The sequence below is a fragment of the Nocardia sp. NPDC050718 genome, assembly GCF_040654235.1.
Classification (GTDB): domain Bacteria; phylum Actinomycetota; class Actinomycetes; order Mycobacteriales; family Mycobacteriaceae; genus Nocardia.
Genome location: NZ_JBFAHQ010000003.1, coordinates 485,972 through 505,369, shown reverse-complemented (window position 1 = coordinate 505,369; position 19,398 = coordinate 485,972). Strand labels below are relative to the sequence as shown.

The following is a 19,398-nucleotide window of genomic DNA, read 5'->3' as shown; positions in this document are numbered from 1 at the left end:
CGCTACGGCCTGCTCAGCGCGTCGACATTCACGTTCTCGCCCAGCAGCTTCGACTCCGGCTGACCCGAGAGCATGCCCTCGAGGACGTTCTTGCCGATGGCCGCTTCCTGCGGCAGCGGGATCGGGTAGTCGCCGGTGAAGCAGGCGGTGCACAGCCGGGTGGCCGGCTGCTCCGTGGCGGCGATCATGCCCTCGGTGGAGATGTAGCCGAGGCTGTCGGCGCCGATCGAACGGCGCACGTTCTCCACCATGTCGACGTAGCTGTCGTCGGCGCCAGTGCCGTTGGCGATCAGCTCCGCGCGCGAGGCGAAGTCGATGCCGTAGAAGCAGGGCCACTTCACCGGCGGGGAGGCGATGCGGACGTGGATCTCCAGCGCCCCCGCCTCGCGCAGCATGCGGATCAGCGCGCGCTGGGTGTTGCCGCGCACGATCGAGTCGTCGACGACGATGAGCCGCTTGCCGCGGATCACCTCGCGCAGCGGGTTCAGCTTGAGCCGGATACCCAGCTGACGGATGGTCTGGCTCGGCTGGATGAAGGTGCGGCCCACGTAGGCGTTCTTCATCAGGCCCTGGCCGTAGGGGATGCCGGAACCCTGGGCGTAGCCGACCGCGGCGGGCGTGCCCGACTCGGGCACCGGGATCACCAGATCGGCCTCGATCGGGTGCTCCTTGGCCAGCTTGCGGCCGATCTCCACGCGGGTGGAGTGCACCGAGCGCCCGGCGATGGTGGTGTCGGGGCGGGCCAGGTACACGTACTCGAAGACGCAGCCCTTGGGCTCGGGGTTGGCGAAGCGCATGGAGCGCACGCCGTCGGAGTCGATGGCCAGCAGCTCGCCCGGCTCGATCTCGCGGACGAACGCGGCGCCGACGATGTCGAGCGCGGCGGTCTCGGAGGCGACCACCCAGCCGCGGTCGAGCCTGCCCAGCACCAGCGGGCGCACGCCGTGCGGGTCACGCGCGGCGTAGAGGGTGTGCTCGTCCATGAAGGTCAGGCAGAACGCGCCGCGCAGCTGCGGCAGCAGCTCCATCGCGGCCTGCTCGATGGACGAGTCGGCCGCGGCGTGCGCCAGCAGCGCCGTGACGATGTCGGAATCGGAGGTCGCGCCGGTCATCTGCGGGCGGCCGTCGATGACGCCAGCCCCGATCAGCCCGAGTTCGCGAGCGCGACCGGCCAGTTCGGCGGTGTTGACCAGGTTGCCGTTGTGCCCCAGCGCCAGGCCGGAGCCGACGGCGGTGGTGCGGAAGATCGGCTGCGCGTTCTCCCAGGTGACGCCACCGGTGGTGGAGTAGCGACAGTGACCGACGGCGATATGCCCCGGCATCGCGCCGAGGGTCTGCTCGTCGAAGACCTGGGAGACCAGGCCGAGATCCTTGAAGACCAGGATCTGGGAGCCGTCGGAGACGGCGATACCGGCCGCCTCCTGCCCGCGATGCTGCAGGGCGTACAGGCCGTAGTAGGTGAGCTTGGCGACGTCCTCATCGGGAGCCCAGACGCCGAAGACGCCGCACTCCTCACGGGGCTCGTTCTCGGGCTCTAGGGGGTCATTCACCGTTTGCTCCCTGTTCGGGCGGGCTGGGGGCACCCGTCATTCTACGGGTGATTCGCACCGCGACGTACACCGCGGCGCAAACCTCGCGCAATCGACCACGGGCGATCACACGGATTCCGCGAGGCACAGCTGCTACCGTGCCGATCGTGACCACCGATGGCAGTGCGCACGAACCCGCTGATTCCCCTACGGTCAACGCCGATTCGGAACCGGGGGATTCCGGGACAGCACCCCGGACCGATGCGACGTCGGCCACAGGCCGGATCTCGCCCCGGCAGTGGGTCAGGATCATCGTGGCGCCGACCACTGTTCTCGCGGTCGTGCTGTCCCTGCTCGGCATCATGTACCTGGCCTACATCGCCGATCCGGAGGGCAACCTGCACGATTTCCCGATCGTCCTGGTCAACCAGGATGTCGGTGACACCATCGACGTCGGCGGGCGGACCGAGCAGGTCAACTTCGGCAAGCAGGTGGCCGACGGCCTGGTCGCCGGTGTCCCCGCCGATCAGGTCGACCTGCGCGTGGTCGGGATCAGCGAGTCCGAACGGCTGATGCGCACCGCCCAGATCTACGGCGCCATCATCATCCCCAGCGACTTCAGCAAACGGCTGGGAATTCTCGGGGTGGGCAGCGTGGTCGGCGGCGAGATCGAGCGCCCGATCATCACCGTGCAGACCAACCCCGGGATGGGCCCGTACTCCGCGGGCATCGTGACCCGCATCGGCGCGCAGGCGATGGCCGAGGTGAACGAACAGGTCGGGCAGCAGCTGACCACGCGGGTCCGCGACACCATCGCCGCGACGCCCGCGGGCGCTCCGGCACCCGAGATCTCCGGCGCCGCGCAGCTGACCCTGGCCCAGCCGATCCAGGTGGTCGAGCAGGACTGGCGACCACTGCGCGCGGGCTCGGGGCTCGGCCTGACCGCCTTCTTCTACGCGCTGCTGATCCTGATGGCGGGCGTGGTCGGCGCGATGGTCATCCACACGATGGTCGATGCCCAGCTGGGTTTCCAGCCCACCGAGTACGGCCCCTGGTACGTGCACTATCCGCCGACGCCGATCTCCCGGTTCCACACCCTGCTGATCAAGTGGGGCGTGATGGTCGTCGTCGCCGTCGTGGTCTCGCTGCTCTACCTGGCGGTGGCGAAGGTCCTCGGCGTGGCCGGTGACCAGCCGACGCAGCTGCTGCTGTTCTCGATCCTCGCGCTGATCGCGGTCGGGATGACCTGCATGGCCTCGCTCGCCGCCTTCGGCACCGCGGGCCTGCTGATCAACCTGGCCGTGTTCGTGATCCTCGGCCTGCCCTCGTCGAGCGGCACCGTCCCGATCCAGGCGGTCCCGACCTACATCGCCTGGCTGGCCGAGTTCGAGCCGATGCATCAGGTGTACCTGGGCATGCGCTCGATCCTGTACTTCGAATCCGACTACACCGCGGGACTGGGCCGGGGGATCTGGATGTCGTTGCTCGGGCTGTTCCTGGCGGTGGTCGGCGGGGTGGCGATCACCAAGTACTACGACTTCAAGGGACTGCACCGGGAGAACATGGTCGGCAAGAAGGAGACCGCCGCCTGACCCCGTCCGGCCTCAGACGTGTCGCATCCAGATGTTGGGTTCGTGGTACACGCCCTGATCGGCGGAGCGGTCGACGCGCAGCACGCTCAGTCCGCCCCGGATCACGTAGTCACCGGACTCCGGCAGCGGCAGGCGGGTCCAGCGTTCCCATTCGGACACCGTGCCCGTCATCGTCTGTGAGGCGGGGGCAGCGGCGAGGATCTTCGCGCCCAACCGCTCATGGGTGCGGACCCAGGGGTCGAACGCCGTTCCGTCGTCGCGGCGCCACGTCATGAAGTTCTCGATCGGCGTGAGCGGATAGAAGGCCTTCGTCGTCGGACGGACCGGCACGATCACCCGGCTGAGCCCGGCCGCCTCGGCGGCCCGGCGCAGGGCCATCAGCGCCTGGCCCGCGTATCCGCGCCCCCGCAGCGACGGAACGACGACAGCGCCGCAGATCACCAGGGTGTCCGGCGTTTCGCCCCGCTCGCGGCCCTCGACGGCCTGGACGAGAGCCTGGGTGTACCCGGTGGGGAGCGTGGCTGTCCGCCCGTCCCATCGGATCGGCACTCCGGAGCCCGACGCGACCGGCACGTCCTGCTCATCCAGCAGCATCAGGCTGAGTTCGGGGAAGAATTCCAGCACTCTGCCCATGTACTGGTCCACCACGCGGTCGGCCCTGATGAACTTGGGGAACTTCTCGTTCGCGAGTTCCTCGGCGTGCTCGCCCACCCACTCCCTGGCATCGGTCCGCACGACCCGCAACATCGTTCGCTCGTTCGACGCCATCCGGCTCCTCCCGCGCAAGGGGACCGCCTGTTGTCGCCCAGCGTCCGGCGGTGCCGATGAGCAGAGCGGGCAGGCCCAGGATTCGAACCCTGGCACTCCTACAGCCATTGTGTGGGTTCTTCGCGACTCCGGGCAAGTAGTCGAGGAACGCCGGAACAGTGCAGGTCAGTGCCGGTAAATCCGGGCGGGATGGCGTGCGCGGGACGACGAGGTGCGCAACCGGCGGCTCACTCCGCCAGCGGGACGATCGGCAGCCATCCAGCGATCTCGCCCGCGCGCAGTCCCGAGACCGACAGCGCACCGGATGCCACCGCGTCGTCGAACTCCAGCAGGCCTGTGGCCAGCAGCAACCAGGTTCGCGGGTCGGTCTCCACCACGTTCGGCGGGGTTCCCCTGGTGTGCCGTGGACCCTCGATGCACTGCACGGCGACGAACGGTGGCACCCGCACCTCCACCGAGTGCCCCGGCGCGTCCGCCGCCAGTGCCCTGGCCGTGCCCCGCACCGCCGCGGCCACCTGGGACCGCTCCGGCGCCGCCGCAGCCGCCGACCGCAGCCAGTCCGCCACCGCGAGCACCGCCGCCCGCACCTGCGCGGGCTCCACCGTCTTCCGTCCAGCCATCCCGGGAACGCTACCGAAGGGGTGCGACGGGTCAGCCGCGTCCGGCGCGGAGGGCATCGATGCGCAGGTCGAGGTACTCGACCATCATCGCGCGGGCATCGACGCCGCCGAGCAGGGCGAGGCGCTTGGTGTGGGCGAGCAGGAGCAGGCCGGACAGGTGGGCCAGGACGTCGGCGGTGATGACGCGGGCGCGCTCCTCGGTGGCGCCGAGTTCCACCGCCGCCGAGACGATCGGGCCGAGGCCGCTCAGCATGGCCGCGTTGAGACCGGCGTCCAGTTCGGCGCCGAGGCCGTGCGGGCGGATGCCGCCGCGGAAGAGATAGAAGCCCAGGTCCAGGTCGCGGGGGTTGCCGTCGTAGAAGTCGAAGAAGGCCAGGCCCGCGGCGCGGAACCGGGCGGCGGGGTCGTCGAGGACGGTCACCGCCGCCACCTCGGCCGAGAGCCGGGCCAGCGATTCGCCGAGCAGGGCGGCGTAGATGTGTTCCTTGCTCGGGAAGTAGGCGTAGAGCGCGCCGGGGGTGTAGCCGGCGGCGGTGGCGATGGCCCGGATATTGGCCGCGTCGACGCCGTCTTCCTCGAAGATCGTCCTGGCCGCGCGCAGGATGATCGCGCGCTTGGCCTCGGCGATCTCGTCGCGACGCCCCGCCCGGCTCGATGCGGCCACTGGTCCCCACTTCCCTTCGATCGGGGCCTCACGCTACATTCTGAACAACGTTCAGCACAGTGAACCACGTTCAGGAGGTGTCATGCCGAGCTTCACCGAGCCGACCGAACCGACGACCCTGCGGTTGCGCAGCTCCGACGAGCTGACCCTGGTGGCCGACAGCTTCGGCACCCCGGGTGGCCCGCTGGTCGTGATGCTGCACGGCGGCGGCCAGAACCGGCACTCGTGGAAGCGCACCGGCCGCGCCCTGGCCGCGGCGGGCATGCACGTCGTCGCAGTGGACGCCCGCGGCCACGGCGACAGCGACTGGTCGCCCACCCGCGACTACACCCGCGACGCCATGGTCGGCGACCTGCTCACCGTGCTCGACCAGCTCGGCGCCACCCCAGGCAACGGCGCGGTCGTCGTCGGCGCCAGCATGGGCGGCATCACCGGCCTGCTCGCCACCGCCACGCCCGGCGGCGCCGCCATCCGCGCGCTGGTGCTGGTCGACATCGTGCCGCGCTCGGAATCCGCAGGCGTGGAACGCGTCATGGACTTCCTCGGCAGGCACCGCGACGGCTTCGACACCCTCGACCAGGTCGCCGACGCGGTCGCCGCCTATCTCCCGCACCGCCCGCGCCCCGACAACGCCGACGGCCTGCTGCGCAACCTGCGCCAGCGCGAGGGCCGCTGGTACTGGCACTGGGACCCGGACCTGCTCACCGGCCTCGAGGACAACCCGCAGGCCCGCATCGACGACATGGAAGCCGCCGCCGAGGCCCTCACCATCCCGGTCCTGCTGGTCCGCGGCGGCAAGTCCGACGTGGTCAGCGACGAGGGCGCCGCCGCCTTCCTCGCCCTGGCCCCACACGCCCGCCTGGCCGAGATCACCGCCGCCGCCCACACCGCCGCCGGCGACGACAACGACGCCTTCACCGACGCCGTAGCAGGCTTCGTCGCCACGGCCTGACCAGCAAAACAGGAGTGTCTAGTCGATTAGACTAGATTACTTCCAGCCGACTAGACTAACCTGGTGATTGCACCGGAACCCACGCGCACGACCTTGAAGCGCCTTGTCGCGGCCGGATTCACCAGCCGACCGGGCAAAGGCAGCCACACGATGTGGATTTGCCGACATGGCGTCGTCACAGTGACCGTGGCATCCGGGCACAACTCGCAGTCACCAGGGATGGTCCGCACCGTCAACAAGGCGATCACCCAGTGCCAGGCGCAATGCACGGAGGAAGCATGACCATCTACCAGATCAACGTGTCCCGGGACGACCGCTGGTGGATCATCCGAATCCCTCAGCTGGACGGCGTCAACGGCAACGTCGAAGGTCTCACCCAGGCGCGGCGCTACGCCGATATCGCCAAGGAAGCGACCGACTACATCTGCACGGTCGCCGATGTCGCCCCGTCGACGATCGAACTCGCCATCACCGCCCATGTCGGCGGCACCGACGTGACTGCCGCCGCGGAGGAAGTCTCGCAAGCACGCGCCGAGGCCGCTCGCCAGGAAGCACACGCAATGCGGGTCGCGACCGCGACGGCCCGGCGGTTGGCCGCCAACGGCGTTCCGGTCCGGGACATCGGCGCCGTGCTCGGCGTGACCTTCCAGCGAGCATCCCAACTGGCGAATTCCTGAGCGGAAAACGACAGGCGGTCAGACCCCGCGACCCGACCTGAGTTCGATTCGTTGGGCCACCAGGGGAAGTACCGCTCCCCCCGCGTTGATCGCCAGGTGCAGCAGCGCGGGGGCGGTCGCGCTGTCGGTGTGCCTGCGCAGCGCGCTGAAAACCAGACCGGCGAGGGTGGTGAGCGCGACGGTTCCTGGCACCGATTCGCCGGTGGACTGGGCGGGGCGGATGTGGCACAGCCCGAAATCCAGCGCCCCCGCCAGGGCCGCGACGCGGGGTTCGGTGGTTTCGTCGAGCAGTGGGTCGAGGGTGCCGCGGAACATCGCTTCCTCGGCCAGCACGGTGCCGACGGGGATGTGCAGGGCGATCCATTCGAGCGTTGACGTCTCGGGAACGCGCTCAGCCACTTCGAGCGGCAGCTTCCGCAGCGCCGGAACCGCCAGGGCCACACAGTAACCGGCGAACACCAGTGCGGCACCGCCCAGGCCCCAGCGAAATCCCTTGGCCGACGACCAGTTCGGCCTCCCCCCGAACACCATCGCGTAGCCGGCCGCGAAGCCGAGGTTCGCCACGGTGCGGCCACGCAGCCGAAGGCGCGACGCGGGCAGCAGCCAATTGCTCCACAGCGGTGGCAGACTCAGCGCGACACCCACCCGCACCCGCTCGCGCAGACCGAGTGCGCGTACTCCGCTGAGCCTCACGACCGCCCCTCGCACCCGCGATCCACACCCGCCGCGGCCCACCGGCGGCACCGCCCACCGCTGGACGCGCGGTACGTGAGCGCCGACGCAGCCCGGCTCACTTGACGGCCCGCTCGTACTCGTCCGCCGATTCCAGTGCGGCCCGGATACTCTCGACGACCTCCGGACTCACCCCCGGCGGCGCCCCGACGGCCAGCCACCCGTCCAGCACCAGACTCCCGTACCGGTGCCCGTGCCCGTCCGAAACCCCTTGGGCATTGGTGAGATCCGCTGTCACCTGCCAGAACGTCACGAACGGCGCCCACCGCATCTGAGTGGACACATCCGGTCCGCGCGGCTCGCTGAGCCAGTCCGGCTGGGTGAGGATCAGGTCGGCCGACCACCACACGATCGGGTCGGACGGGTGCTGGAGATACGCGATGCGGGGTTCGCGCCAGGTCGCGGCGGGACCGAGATCGACCGCGTCATCGGCGAATCGGACGACGAGCCCGTCCGCGTACATCGGCGCCACCGCGGGCGAACCGGGGTCGCGCCGATCGACGAACTGCCGCCACAGCCGATTCGAATTCGGCGGCCCCACCCACAGCGCCCCGTCGACCTTCTCGCGCAGGTCACCGAGCCCGCCGAACGCCTCCTCCGAGCCCTGCGACCCCAGACTCTCCCCGTAGACGAACAGCTTCGGCCGATGCTCCGGCGGCTGCGCCAGCCACCGCTCATACACCGCGTCGAACAGCTCCCGGCCCGCCGCGGCCGCCTTCTCCCGGTCCGACAGGAACGACAGCACGCTGGGCAGATACGAGTACTGCGTGGCGACGATGGCCGTATCGCCCCCGTACAGGTACTCCACCGCGCCCGCCGCTGTCGCGTTGACCCACCCGGTCCCGGTGGTGGTGACCACCACCATGGCCTCGCGCTCGAACGCGCCGGTTCGCTCGAGTTCGGCCACGGCCAGCTGCGCGGCGGTCTGTTCGCCGGTCACCGATTCCAGCCCGACGTAGGCCCGAATCGGTTCGCGCGCGGTCTTTCCCGTCACCTCGGTGATGTCGTCGGCGCTCGGCCCGTTGGCGACGAACCAGCGGCCCTCGAACCCGAGGGTCTGCCACGGCGCGAGTGATTCCGGGCTGCCCGAGCGCTCCGGTTTCGCCGGCTGGAGCGCGTAGTCGGAGGTGTGGTCGTTGCGCACGCTGAACGCGGAGTTGGCGACCGCGAAGAACGCCCGCGAGGCGACACCGTTGAACACCGTCACCGCGAAGACGACCAACACCAGCGCGCCCGCGGCGGGCGCGAGCTCGCGCGGCACCCGCACCCAGCGGTTGAGCTGGCGCGCCAGCACCAGCACCAGGATCCGCAGCGTCCGGTAGACGGCGACGACGGCGACCCCGACGGCCACGCTGAGCAGCCCGGTCCGCAGGTAGGCGGGCGTGGTCGTGCCCGTCATCCCCATCAGCGAGGTGATCTCGCGCTGCCAGCGCGCCGACTGCACCAGCATCAGCGCCGCGACCAGCGCGCAGACGACCAGTACGGTCGCCTTGATCGCGTAGCGCAGCCGGTCCGACGGGCTCGGGATCGGGATCCGCGCGCGCACCCAGCGCCGGAAGAGCCACTCGAGCACACAGCCGAGCCCGTACCCGATCGCCGCGTTGATCCCGCTGATCAGGCCCTGGAACAGCCAGTCGCGCGGGACCAGCGACGGCGTCACCGACAGCGCGAAGAACAGCGTCGCCAGGATCAGGCCGGGGTAGTTGAGGTCGACGACGTCCTCGACCCGGCGCAGCAGCCGGGCGCCGCGCGCACGCAGCGTCACGAGGGTCGAGCCTGTCGCGGACACCAGACCAGTATGGCTGGCCGGTTTCGCCCGGCGGGGCGTTGTGGATGGTGGGTCGGTCACTCCCGGCCGGGTCCGGCAACTACCCATCGCACTCGAGTAGTTTCACGCGCCCGCGCGAATCCCCCGGTCAGCACACTGATGGACATGAGCACACCCAATGCCAAGCCGAAGAACACCTCGGCGTACATGGTCCAGGCCGCGATCGCGTTCGGCGTCAGCCTGATCGGCACCGGCGCCGGGATCGCCTACCTGCCGCTGGACGCCTGGCAGCGCGGCTTCCTCGCGATGTCGGGGCTGTTCCTCGTCACCAGTTGCTTCACCCTCGCCAAGGTCGTGCGCGACCAGCAGGAGGCCCAGTCCCTGATCGGCCGGATCGACGAGGCGCGGCTGGAACAGCTGATCGCCGAGCACAATCCGTTCCGATCGGTGTCGTAGCCGGGTCCGGGCAGCCCCGATCGAGGGGTTCGGTGCTGCCCGGCCGGTTACTTCAGCTGATGCTCGGTGGCGGCCGACTCGACCAGATACGCCTTGATCCGCTCCGCCAGTTCCGGTGTGTAGTCCGGTGGTTCGGCCACCGCGGCCCACGCGTCGGGCACCACGTTGCCGTAGTTGTGGCCGTGCCCGTTGGACACCGTCTGCGCGCGGGGCAGATCCGCCGCGACCTGCCAGAACGTGACGATCGGATACCACGACATCGCCGGGGACACATCCGGTCCGCGCTTCTCGCGCAGCCAGTCCGGCTCGGAGAACAGCAGATCCGGTGACCACCACACCACCGGGTCGGACGCGTGCTGCAGGTAGACGATGCGCGGGTCGGTCCAGTTGTCCGAGGGCCTGCCCAGCTGATCGGCGCTCGCGGCGAAGCGCACCGAGAGCCCGTCGGCGAAGATCGGGGTGATCTCCTCGGTGCCCGGATCACGCCTGCGCACGAATTCCGACCACAGCCGGTTCGAATTGGGCGGACCCACCCAGAGCACGCCGTCGGTGCGATTGCGGATGTCGGCCAGGCCGGAGAACGCGCCCTCGGAGCCCTGTGAACCGAGGCTCTCGCCGTAGACCAGCAGCTTGGGCCTGGCGTCCGCGGGCAGCGCCGACCAGCGTTCGTACACCTTGTCGAACAGCAGCCTGCCCATGGTCATCGACTTGTCGCGGTCGGACAGGAACGACAGGGCGCTGGGCAGATACGAGTACTGCGTCGCCACCAGGGCGCTGTCCCCGTTGTACATCAGCTCGATCGACTCGGCGCTGGTCGAGTCGACCCAGCCGGTGCCGGTCGTGCTGATCACCACCAGCACTTCCCGTTCGAAGGCCTTCGTCCGGTCGAGTTCGGCGACGGCCAGATCGGTCTGCGCCTCGAAGCCGTCGGCCGATTCCAGCCCCGCGTACACCCGGATCGGTTCGCGCGCGGGCTTTCCGGTGACCTCCCCGATGGCCAGCGCGGTCGGCGCGTTGGACACGAACCACCGGCCCTCAGAGCCGAGGGTGTCCCACTTCGCCAACGACTCGGGGCTGCCGGAACGTTCGGGCAGCGTCGGCTGGATCGCGTGCGGGGAGGTGTGGCTGTTGCGGGCGCTGAACGCCGAATTCGCCACGGTGAAGAAGCCTTTCGCGAGCACGCCGTTGAACAGCAGCACGGCGGCGATGATCACGATGACCACACCGAGCGGCCGCGCGAACGAGGCCGGGATCCGGACCCACTGGTTCAGGCCGCGCGCCACGAACCGCACCAGCCGGACCACGCCGCGCGAAAGCCAGATCAGCAGGCCGACGACCACCGCGCCGACCAGCACGGTGCGCGGATAGCCGGAGTCGGAGATCGGTTCCATCGCCATCAGGTCGGTGATCTGGTGCTGCCAGTGCGCGGACTGGATACTCAGCGCGATCGAGACGATCAGGCAGGCCAGCACGATCACGGACTTCACCGCGATCGACGTCCAGCTCGGGCGCTTCGCCCAGATCTCGGCGACCCGGGCGGGCAGGGTGATCCTGGGCCGCACCCACTTGCCCCAGGCCCAGGCCAGGGCCGAGCCGATGCCGTAGCCGATGGTCGCGTTGATGCCGCTGACCAGGCCCTGGAAGAACCAGTCGCGCGGCAGCAGCGACGGTGTCAGCGACCAGCAGAAGAAGATCGTGGCCACGACGAGGCCGGTGTAGTTCGGGTGGAAGAACCGCTCGACCAGATGGATTCCGCGCAGGACCAGATTGTCCGGCGCGGCCGTCTTGTCGGGCGCGACGGGAGTCTCGGGCGCGGCCGGGGTGTCGGGCGCGACGGGAGTCTCGGGCGCGGCCGGGGTGTCGGGCGCGGCCGGAGTGGGAGTCGAGCTCGTGTCCTCTGTGGTCAAGCTCGACTCCTCATCCGACGTTTCAGGCGGTGTGCGCTCCGAACAGCTTAGGCAGCGTGCCCTCGAACGCCTCGCGCAATTCGGCGAGTGTCACCGAGAACTGGCCCTGCACCTCGATCGAATCCGAGCCCTGGTCCACCACGCCGATGCGCACCCACGGCAGCTGCCGCGCGTCGCACATCTTGGTGAAGCGGGTCTCCTCCGAGCGCGGCACCGCGACGAGCACGCGCCCGGCCGACTCGGAGAACAGCTGCACGAACGCATCCGTTCCCTCGGGCAGCACGATGCGGCAGCCGGTCTCGCCCGCCAGCGCGGCCTCGACGACGGTCTGCGCCAGGCCACCCTCGGACAGGTCGTGCGCGGCGGAGATCATGCCGTCACGCGAGCCCGAGGTGAGCACCTCCGAGAGCAGCTGCTCGCGGGCGAAGTCGACCTTCGGCGGCACGCCACCGAGGTGATCGTGCACGACCTGCGACCAGATCGAGCCGTCCAGCTCGTCGTGGGTGTCGCCGAGCAGGATCAGCGACTCGCCCGGCTCCAGGCCCAGGCCGGTCGGGATGCGGCGGTGCACGTCGTCGATCACGCCGAGCACGCCGACCACCGGGGTGGGCAGGATGGCGTCCTTGCCGGTCTGGTTGTAGAAGCTGACGTTGCCGCCGGTCACCGGAATGCCCAGGGCCGCACAGCCGTCCGCGAGGCCGCGCACGGCCTGCTGGAACTGCCACATCACGCCCGGGTCCTCCGGCGAACCGAAGTTCAGGCAGTTGGTGACAGCCTTCGGGGTGGCGCCGGTGGTGGCGACATTGCGGAAGGCCTCGGCCAGCGCCAGCTGCGCGCCGGTGTACGGGTCGAGCTTGGTGTAGCGGCCCGAGGCGTCGGTGGCCAGCGCGATGCCGCGGCCGGACTCCTCGTCGATGCGCACCACGCCGGCGTCGGCGTGCTCGGCCAGCACGGTGTTGCCGCGCACGTAGCGGTCGTACTGCTCGGTGATCCACTTGCGGCTGCACAGCTGCGGGCTGGCAACCATCTGCAGCAGGGTCTCGCGCAGTTCGTCGGCCGTCTTGGGCCGGGGCAGCGTGGCGGTGGTGTCGGCGATCAGCGCGTCCTGGGTGTCGGGACGCTGCACCGGGCGCTCGTAGACCGGGCCCTCGTGGGCGACGGTGCGCGGCGGCACGTCGACGACGGTCTCGCCGTGCCAGGTGATGACGAGGTGGTCGCCGTCGGTGACCTCACCGATGACGGTGGCCAGCACGTCGTGGCGCTTGCAGACGGCCATGAAGGCGTCCACGTTCTCGGGGGTGACGACCGCGCACATGCGCTCCTGCGACTCGCTCGACAGGATCTCGGCGGGGGTCATGTGCTTGGCGCGCAGCGGGACCTTGGTCAGGTCGATGTGCATGCCGCCGTCGCCCGCCGCGGCCAGTTCCGAGGTGGCGCAGGACAGCCCGGCGCCGCCGAGGTCCTGGATGCCGACGACGAGGCCGGCCTTGTACAGGTCCAGACAGCACTCGATGAGCACCTTCTCGGTGAACGGGTCACCGACCTGCACGGCGGGCAGCTTCTTGCGGCCGGTGCCGGTCTCCTCGCCGGAGAAGGTGTCCGAGGCGAGCACGGACACGCCACCGATGCCGTCGAGGCCGGTGCGCGCGCCGAACAGGATGATCTTGTTGCCCGCGCCGGAGGCGAAGGCCAGGTGCAGGTCCTCCACGCGCATCGCGCCCGCGCACAGCGCGTTCACCAGCGGGTTGCCCTGGTAGGAGGCGTCGAAGACGGTCTCGCCGCCGACATTGGGCAGGCCGAGGGAGTTGCCGTAGCCGCCGATGCCGCGCACGACGCCGTCGACCACGCGACGGGTGTCGGCCGCGTCCGCCGCGCCGAAGCGCAGCTGGTCCATCACCGCGATCGGGCGCGCGCCCATCGCCATGATGTCGCGCACGATGCCGCCGACGCCGGTGGCCGCGCCCTGGTACGGCTCGACGTAGGACGGGTGGTTGTGGCTCTCGACCTTGAAGGTGACGGCCCAGCCGTCGCCGATGTCGACCACGCCGGCGTTCTCGCCGATGCCGGCCAGCATCGAGGCCTTCATCTCGGGCGTCGTCGTCTCACCGAAGTAGCGCAGGTGCACCTTGGAGGACTTGTAGGAGCAATGCTCGCTCCACATCACGGAGTACATCGCCAGCTCGGCGTCGGTGGGCCGACGGCCGAGGATCTCCTTGATGCGGGCGTACTCGTCGTCTTTGAGACCGAGTTCCTTGTACGGCTGCGGAGCATCCGGGGTGGCTGCGGCGGTGGCGACGGTGTCGACCTGCAGTGTCACGGGAGACCAGGGTCCTTTCGGCCGGGGGACTTGCCACCAGAGTCTAGTTGCCTACGCGGAAGCCGCCCGCCCAGGGCCTGTGTTGCGAACAAGTGACAGACCTCGCACCCGGCCTGGTCACACCTACGCTTCGCCTCGCTACCTACCCGTTAGTCTGACGCCGTGAACGAGAGTCCGGGGGTTGCCGAGCAGGTCGAGTCGACTGCTCCCGCGCATGACGCGGTGCCGAGTTCCACTCCGGCCGGACCGTCGGATCCCCCACCCGCGCAGACCGACCGGAACCGGCGGCTGCGCTGGCTGGCCGCCGCGATCGGATTGTTCGTCGTCTCGGCCGCGATCGCGCTGCTCGCGCACTGGTGGCACGGCTACATCGACCTACGGGTCTACCGCAACGGCGCCCGCGTCTGGCTCGACGGCGGCGATCTGTACGGACCGATGCCGCCGGTCTACGGGCTGGGTCTGCCGTTCACCTATCCCCCGCTGGCCGCAGCGTTCTTCGTGCCGCTGGCGCTGATGCCGATCCCGGTCGCCGAGGTCGTCGTGCTGGTGACCTCGCTGCTGAGCCTGGGGATCGCGCTGTGGCTGGTCCTGGTCCGGGTGCGTCCCGAGCTCGACCGGATCGCGGTGCTGACCGTGGTGATCGCCGGTCTCGGCCTGGCCCAATTCCTCGAACCGGTCCGCCAGACCTTCAACTTCGGCCAGATCAACCTGATCCTGATGGCCGCGATCGCCCTCGACATCCTGGTGCGCAAACCGTTCTGGCCGCGCGGCATGCTGATCGGCATCGCGGTCTCGATCAAGCTCATTCCCGCGGCCTACCTGCTCTACTTCCTGCTGAAGCGGGACTGGAAGGCCGCGATCACCCTGGTCGTGTCGGCCGTCGGCGCGGTCGGGCTCGGTTTCCTGCTGTTCCCGGCCGATTCGGTGGAGTACTGGTTCGACACCGTCACCGATACGGGCCGCATCGGCACCCCGTATTTCGCGGGCAATCAGTCGATCAAGGGCACGCTGTTCCGCCTGGGGATGGACGAGTCGGTCGCCACCGGGCTGTGGATCGCGCTCTCGGCCGTCACGGTCGCGCTGGCCGCGGTGTGGATGTACCGGCTGATCGGCGCGGGCAAGGACGTCTCGGCGCTGCTGGTCAACGCGGCCGCCGTGCTGCTGGTGTCGCCGGTCTCGTGGTCGCACCACTGGGTGTGGGTCGCGCCCGCGCTGGTCGTCGCCGTCGATCAGGTCACCCGGCGTCGCTCGCGGGCGTTCACCACCGTGGTCGCGCTGTTCACCGTGATGTTCATCATCGGCCCGCAGTGGGTGCTGCCGCATTCCGGCGGCAAGGAACTCGACTGGGCGTGGTGGCAGCAGATCATCGGCAGCGCCTACGTCTGGACCACCCTCGCGGTGATCGTCTACGCCGTGATCACCTACCACCCCGCCAAGAAGGCCCCCGCCGCACCGGAACTCGCGACCGCCTGACAGCGGGATTCGCGCGGCGGCCCGGCCCACACCGGACCGGCAGGCTGCCACGCGGGGACACGTCGCAGCTCGACCTCGGCCACCGCCGACGGATTTGTACCGCGGCCGCCCGTGGCCCCGCCGACGGCGCGGCCCTTCGGTATTCGCTCAGTCCAGGGCAGCCGGGGTGAGGAAGGCGGCGAGCGCGGCGGCGTAGGCGGGAACATCGGCAGCGCCCATGAGTTCGCGGCACGAGTGCATGGCCAATTGCGGTGCGCCGACGTCGACCGTCGAGATGCCGGTGCGCGCCGCCGTCATCGGCCCGATGGTCGACCCGCACGGCAGATCCGCGCGATGCACGTAGCGCTGCAACGGAACTCCCGCCTGGGCGCAGGCCAGCGCGAACGCACCGGCCCCCGCCGCGTCGGTGGCGTAGCGCAGGTTCTGGTTGACCTTGAGCACCGGTCCGCCGCCGACCTCGATCCGATGCGCGGGCTCGTGCCGGTCCGGGTAGTTCGGGTGGGTCGCGTGGGCCATGTCACCGGAGGCGACCACCGAACCGGCCAGCGCGGCCAGGTAATCGGCCCGGCCGCCGCCGCGCGCCAGCACGATGCGCTCGAGCACCGCGGGCAGCAGGTCCGACTGCGCGCCCCGGTCGGACTGGCTGCCGACCTCCTCGTGGTCGAACATCACCAGCACCGGCGTCGCGGCGCCCGGCTCGTCGACGGCGGCGAGGAACGCCTGCAGCCCGGCGTAGCAGGTGCCCTGGTTGTCCAGGCGCGGCGCGCTCACCAGGTCGTTGTCCCGGCCGACCAGCGTGCTCGGCGCGAGATCGTGGGTCATCAGCTCCCAGCCGAGGACGTCGGCACCGTCGACGCCGGCGCGGTCGGCCACGAAATCCAGGAAGGAGGCCGGGGCGTCGCCGATGCCCCAGATGGCGTTCACGTGCCGCTGCGGGTCCAGCGTCACCCCGCGCCGATCCTCGGACAGGTGGATCGCCAGCTGCGGCACCCGCAGGATCGGGTCGTCGATGCGGACCAGCACGTCGCTCATCCGCGCGCCGTCGCGCACGCTCAACCGGCCGGAGAGACCGAGTTCGCGGTCCAGCCAGGAGTTCAGCCACGCACCGCCGTAGGGCTCGAGCCCGACCAGCTGCCAGCCCGCCGTCGCCAGGTCGGGATGCTGCTTCACCCGTAGGTTCGGGCTGTCGGTGTGCGCGCCGACCACCCGGAACGGGTCGGCGGGCGCCGCGTCGAAGTCGGCCCACGCGATCAGCGAACCACCGCGCACCACATAGTGTTTCCCGCCCGCGCTGTCCCACGCCTGCGCCTCGGTCAACGGCGTGAACCCGTTGGCGGCCAGCTCGGCCGCGACCGTCGCGCACACGTGGAACGGCGAGGGCGAAGCATCGATGAACGCGCACAAGCCACTCGCCGTGGCCGCAGTCAGGGATACAGGCACAGCCGCGATCCTAGCCCCAGGGTCGCCCGCCACGCCGGTCCGTAGCCTGGACGAGTGGGCAGTGTGGACGTCGAGCGCCGGTCCGACGGTGACTGGGAATTCGCAGGTCCGGCCGCGGTGATGACGCCGGGTACCGGGATCATCGGCTACCGGGACGCGGCCGGGGCCGGGTTGGATCTGCGCGTCGCCGGCGCGGCGTCGGTCACCGTGCTGATCGAATTCGGGGATCGCGACCTGCGCGTCGACGACGCGTTCGGCAGCCGGACCCTCGGCGGCTTCGTCGCCGGACTGCCCATCGAGGCCGTGCGGGTGCGGGCCGCGCGGGCGGCGTGCGTCGAGGTCCGGCTGTCACCGGTGCGGGCGTACTCGCTGCTCGGGGTGTCCCCGGCGGAGCTGGGCCGGGGCGCGGTCGACCTGGAGGACCTGTGGGGCGCGCGGGCCCGGCGGCTGCGTGCCCAACTCGCGTCCGCCCCGACCTGGGACGACCGCTTCGCGATCACCAGATCGTTTCTCGCGCACGGCGATCGGCCGACGCGCACGCCCGACCCGGAGGTGCTCGCCGGCTGGAGCCGCATCCTCAGCACCGGCGGCCAGGTGCGGATCGGCGCGCTCGCCGCCTCGCTCGGCTGGAGCCACAAGCGGCTGTGGGCGCGGTTCGAGTCCCAGATCGGCCTGACCCCCAAGCGGGCGGCCATGCTGGTCCGCTTCCGGTCCGCGGTCGACGAGCTGCTGGCGGGCACACCGGCCGCCGAGGTCGCGGCGGCCTGCGGGTACACCGATCAGGCCCACCTGTGCCGGGACGTGTCGGCCTTCGCCGACCAGACACCGGGTGCGCTGGTCCCGGCCTACCTGCCCACCATCGCCCGGGACCGCTACCGGGCCTGGGGAAGATTCGTCCAGCGCCCGGCGAATGCCGGCTAGAGCTCGGCGATGACGGACAGCGCGGCGGCCAGCTCGCTGTAGCGCCGCGCGCCCAAGCGGGCACGGAGCTCTTCCTCCGCGAGCTGTTCCTCGGCCCGGATCTTGGTGACCAGCTTCGCCCCGAGACTGCTGAGCCCGATCAGGATCCGGCGGCGGTCGTCGGTGGCGGCGACCCGGAAGATCAGCCCGCGCTCGGCGAGATGATCGGCGTGCCGGGTGGCCGAGGACGGCGCCAGCCGCGCGGCCGCCGCCAATTCCGACATGGTCATGCCGTCGTCGGTGGACAACTGCGACAGAATCGCCCAGTGGTCGGCCGTGAGATTGTCGGCCGACAACGCCGATTCCAGCTGGCGCACCCAGTTACGTTCTGCCGAGCGCAGCGCGCCGTGCAGCGTGGAACACCCACTTATGATGGACACCGATTGCATTCCCACCTGCCGACACATTCATTCGAACAAACCTGTTCGCACTAGGCGTTAGAGTACAGAATGCCCACGTTCGACGAGAGTCGGGACGAAACGATCGAGATTCTCTCGATCGTGCCCACTCAGGGCCCCGGCGGCATCATCGCACCGTCGTGCACCGCCGCCATTTCCCTGGCCGTCGACGAAATCAATAGTGGGACAGGAATTCTGGGCCGGGAAATTCGGCTGACAACCCTCGACGGCGGCCGTCCGCCGTACGAGGTGGCCGCCGAAGTCGACGCGTTCCTGGCGACCGGAATGGTCGGCGCGATCACCGGCTGGCACACCTCCGCCGTGCGCCGCGCCGTCGCCGACGCCGTCGACGGCCGGGTTCCCTACCTCTACGCGACCGATCACGAGGGCCTGCCCGACGAGCGCCCCGGCGTCCTGCTGGTGGGCGAGCATCCCGATCACCAGACCGTGCCCGCCGTCGCCTGGATGGCCCGTGAGCTGGGGGTACGCCGCTGGGCGGTGATCGGCAACGACTACATCTGGCCGCGGCAGACCGTCAACGCGCTGCGCCGCGCGCTGCCCTCACCGGCCGACCTCGTGCTCGAGCAGTACGTGCCGCTGGGCACCACCGATTTCCACGTGTTCCTCGACAGCCCGGCTCTGCTGCGCGCCGACGCGGTGCTGATCCTGATGGTCGGCGCCGACACCGCCCGCTTCAATCGCCAGTTCACCGCGACCGGCCTGCCCGCGATCATGCCGCGACTGAGTCCGGCCGTCGACGAGAACGTGCTGCTCAGCGCGGGCCCGGCGGCCAACGCCAACATGTTCGTCGCGTCGAGCTTCTTCGTCGACGAGCACACCGCCGACGGCCGCGACCGCCGCACCCGCTACCGCGAGCACCACGGCGCCTTCGCCCCCGCGCTGACGACGTTCAGCAATTCCACCTACGAGGCCGTCCACCTGCTGCGCACGCTGGCCGACACCGTCGGCACCCTGGACGTCCCGACCATCTCGGCCAGGCTCGCCGACGGCATCGTCCTCGACGGTCCGTCCACCCGCAACGGCTTCCTCGGCAACCAGGCCGTCGGCCCGGCCCACCTGGCGAGAGCGGAAGGCGTCGACTTCGACATCATCGACCGGCTGCCCTGAAACGGGCGACGCCCCGG

The 19,398-nt window shown here is 70.2% G+C and carries 18 protein-coding genes; 8 read left to right on the top strand and 10 right to left on the bottom strand.

Annotated elements, in window-relative coordinates:
* Positions 1-2: 2 nt before the first annotated feature.
* Positions 3-1,550 (bottom strand): amidophosphoribosyltransferase, encoded by a 1,548-nt coding sequence (purF, locus tag AB0H54_RS16815; protein ID WP_357346312.1) that lies wholly within the window; start codon positions 1,548-1,550, stop codon positions 3-5.
* A 293-nt stretch (positions 1,551-1,843) separates the two neighbouring features.
* Between purF and AB0H54_RS16810 the strand changes: the two genes are divergently transcribed.
* Positions 1,844-3,121, top strand: a complete 1,278-nt coding sequence (locus AB0H54_RS16810) for a DUF3533 domain-containing protein (RefSeq protein ID WP_357346311.1) — start codon at positions 1,844-1,846, stop codon at positions 3,119-3,121.
* Between the two features lie 12 nt (positions 3,122-3,133).
* On the opposite strand, the gene AB0H54_RS16805 is transcribed toward AB0H54_RS16810, so the two are convergent.
* The 3 genes from AB0H54_RS16805 to AB0H54_RS16795 form a co-directional block, all read right to left on the bottom strand.
* Complete coding sequence (locus AB0H54_RS16805; protein WP_357346310.1) at positions 3,134-3,889, bottom strand: GNAT family N-acetyltransferase; 756 nt, start codon at positions 3,887-3,889, stop codon at positions 3,134-3,136.
* A 227-nt stretch (positions 3,890-4,116) separates the two neighbouring features.
* Positions 4,117-4,509, bottom strand: coding sequence for a sterol carrier family protein (locus AB0H54_RS16800; RefSeq protein ID WP_357346309.1), 393 nt, complete (start codon positions 4,507-4,509; stop codon positions 4,117-4,119).
* A 31-nt stretch (positions 4,510-4,540) separates the two neighbouring features.
* Positions 4,541-5,173: a helix-turn-helix domain-containing protein gene (locus AB0H54_RS16795; protein WP_357346308.1), complete on the bottom strand. Its 633-nt coding sequence runs from the start codon at positions 5,171-5,173 to the stop codon at positions 4,541-4,543.
* Positions 5,174-5,255: 82 nt separating this feature from the next.
* On the opposite strand from AB0H54_RS16795, the gene AB0H54_RS16790 reads away from it, so the two are divergent.
* From AB0H54_RS16790 to AB0H54_RS16780, 3 genes are all read left to right on the top strand, one after another.
* Positions 5,256-6,125: an alpha/beta hydrolase gene (locus AB0H54_RS16790; RefSeq protein ID WP_357346307.1), complete on the top strand. Its 870-nt coding sequence runs from the start codon at positions 5,256-5,258 to the stop codon at positions 6,123-6,125.
* A 63-nt stretch (positions 6,126-6,188) separates the two neighbouring features.
* Positions 6,189-6,407, top strand: coding sequence for a type II toxin-antitoxin system HicA family toxin (locus tag AB0H54_RS16785; protein WP_357346306.1), 219 nt, complete (start codon positions 6,189-6,191; stop codon positions 6,405-6,407).
* The gene (locus tag AB0H54_RS16780) at positions 6,404-6,802 is read left to right on the top strand and encodes a HicB family toxin-antitoxin system (protein ID WP_357346305.1); all 399 of its coding nucleotides are present in this window, start codon (positions 6,404-6,406) and stop codon (positions 6,800-6,802) included. Before AB0H54_RS16785 ends, AB0H54_RS16780 begins: the two co-directional genes overlap by 4 nt.
* An 18-nt stretch (positions 6,803-6,820) precedes the next feature.
* Here the strand turns inward: AB0H54_RS16780 and AB0H54_RS16775 are convergent, their stop codons facing one another.
* Both AB0H54_RS16775 and AB0H54_RS16770 read right to left on the bottom strand, forming a co-directional pair.
* Entirely contained in the window at positions 6,821-7,495 is a 675-nt protein-coding gene (locus tag AB0H54_RS16775; RefSeq protein ID WP_357346304.1) for a type II CAAX endopeptidase family protein, read from the bottom strand.
* 97 nt (positions 7,496-7,592) lie between these two features.
* A complete protein-coding gene (locus tag AB0H54_RS16770; protein WP_357346303.1) occupies positions 7,593-9,323 on the bottom strand; it encodes an alpha/beta hydrolase in 1,731 nt (576 codons plus the stop codon).
* Positions 9,324-9,467: 144 nt separating this feature from the next.
* On the opposite strand from AB0H54_RS16770, the gene AB0H54_RS16765 reads away from it, so the two are divergent.
* Positions 9,468-9,758: a YiaA/YiaB family inner membrane protein gene (locus tag AB0H54_RS16765; protein ID WP_019044829.1), complete on the top strand. Its 291-nt coding sequence runs from the start codon at positions 9,468-9,470 to the stop codon at positions 9,756-9,758.
* Positions 9,759-9,805: 47 nt separating this feature from the next.
* Here AB0H54_RS16765 and AB0H54_RS16760 read toward each other — a convergent pair whose 3' ends face one another.
* Together AB0H54_RS16760 and purL are read right to left on the bottom strand one after the other, a co-directional pair.
* Positions 9,806-11,665 (bottom strand): alpha/beta-hydrolase family protein, encoded by a 1,860-nt coding sequence (locus AB0H54_RS16760; RefSeq protein WP_357346302.1) that lies wholly within the window; start codon positions 11,663-11,665, stop codon positions 9,806-9,808.
* Between the two features lie 22 nt (positions 11,666-11,687).
* The gene (gene purL / locus AB0H54_RS16755) at positions 11,688-13,982 is read right to left on the bottom strand and encodes a phosphoribosylformylglycinamidine synthase subunit PurL (RefSeq protein WP_357346301.1); all 2,295 of its coding nucleotides are present in this window, start codon (positions 13,980-13,982) and stop codon (positions 11,688-11,690) included.
* Between the two features lie 162 nt (positions 13,983-14,144).
* Between purL and AB0H54_RS16750 the strand changes: the two genes are divergently transcribed.
* Positions 14,145-15,455, top strand: a complete 1,311-nt coding sequence (locus AB0H54_RS16750; protein ID WP_357346300.1) for a glycosyltransferase 87 family protein — start codon at positions 14,145-14,147, stop codon at positions 15,453-15,455.
* 147 nt (positions 15,456-15,602) lie between these two features.
* Here the strand turns inward: AB0H54_RS16750 and AB0H54_RS16745 are convergent, their stop codons facing one another.
* Positions 15,603-16,895, bottom strand: a complete 1,293-nt coding sequence (locus AB0H54_RS16745) for a M18 family aminopeptidase (protein WP_355270946.1) — start codon at positions 16,893-16,895, stop codon at positions 15,603-15,605.
* Between the two features lie 54 nt (positions 16,896-16,949).
* Between AB0H54_RS16745 and AB0H54_RS16740 the strand changes: the two genes are divergently transcribed.
* On the top strand, positions 16,950-17,816 hold the full coding sequence (locus AB0H54_RS16740; RefSeq protein WP_357346299.1) for a helix-turn-helix domain-containing protein: 867 nt from the start codon (positions 16,950-16,952) through the stop codon (positions 17,814-17,816).
* Here AB0H54_RS16740 and AB0H54_RS16735 read toward each other — a convergent pair.
* Positions 17,813-18,244: a MarR family transcriptional regulator gene (locus AB0H54_RS16735; protein WP_355270942.1), complete on the bottom strand. Its 432-nt coding sequence runs from the start codon at positions 18,242-18,244 to the stop codon at positions 17,813-17,815. The two genes, AB0H54_RS16740 and AB0H54_RS16735, sit on opposite strands and share 4 nt — an antisense overlap.
* A gap of 60 nt (positions 18,245-18,304) precedes the next feature.
* On the opposite strand from AB0H54_RS16735, the gene AB0H54_RS16730 reads away from it, so the two are divergent.
* Entirely contained in the window at positions 18,305-19,381 is a 1,077-nt protein-coding gene (locus AB0H54_RS16730) for a substrate-binding domain-containing protein (RefSeq protein WP_357346298.1), read from the top strand.
* Positions 19,382-19,398 lie beyond the last annotated feature (17 nt).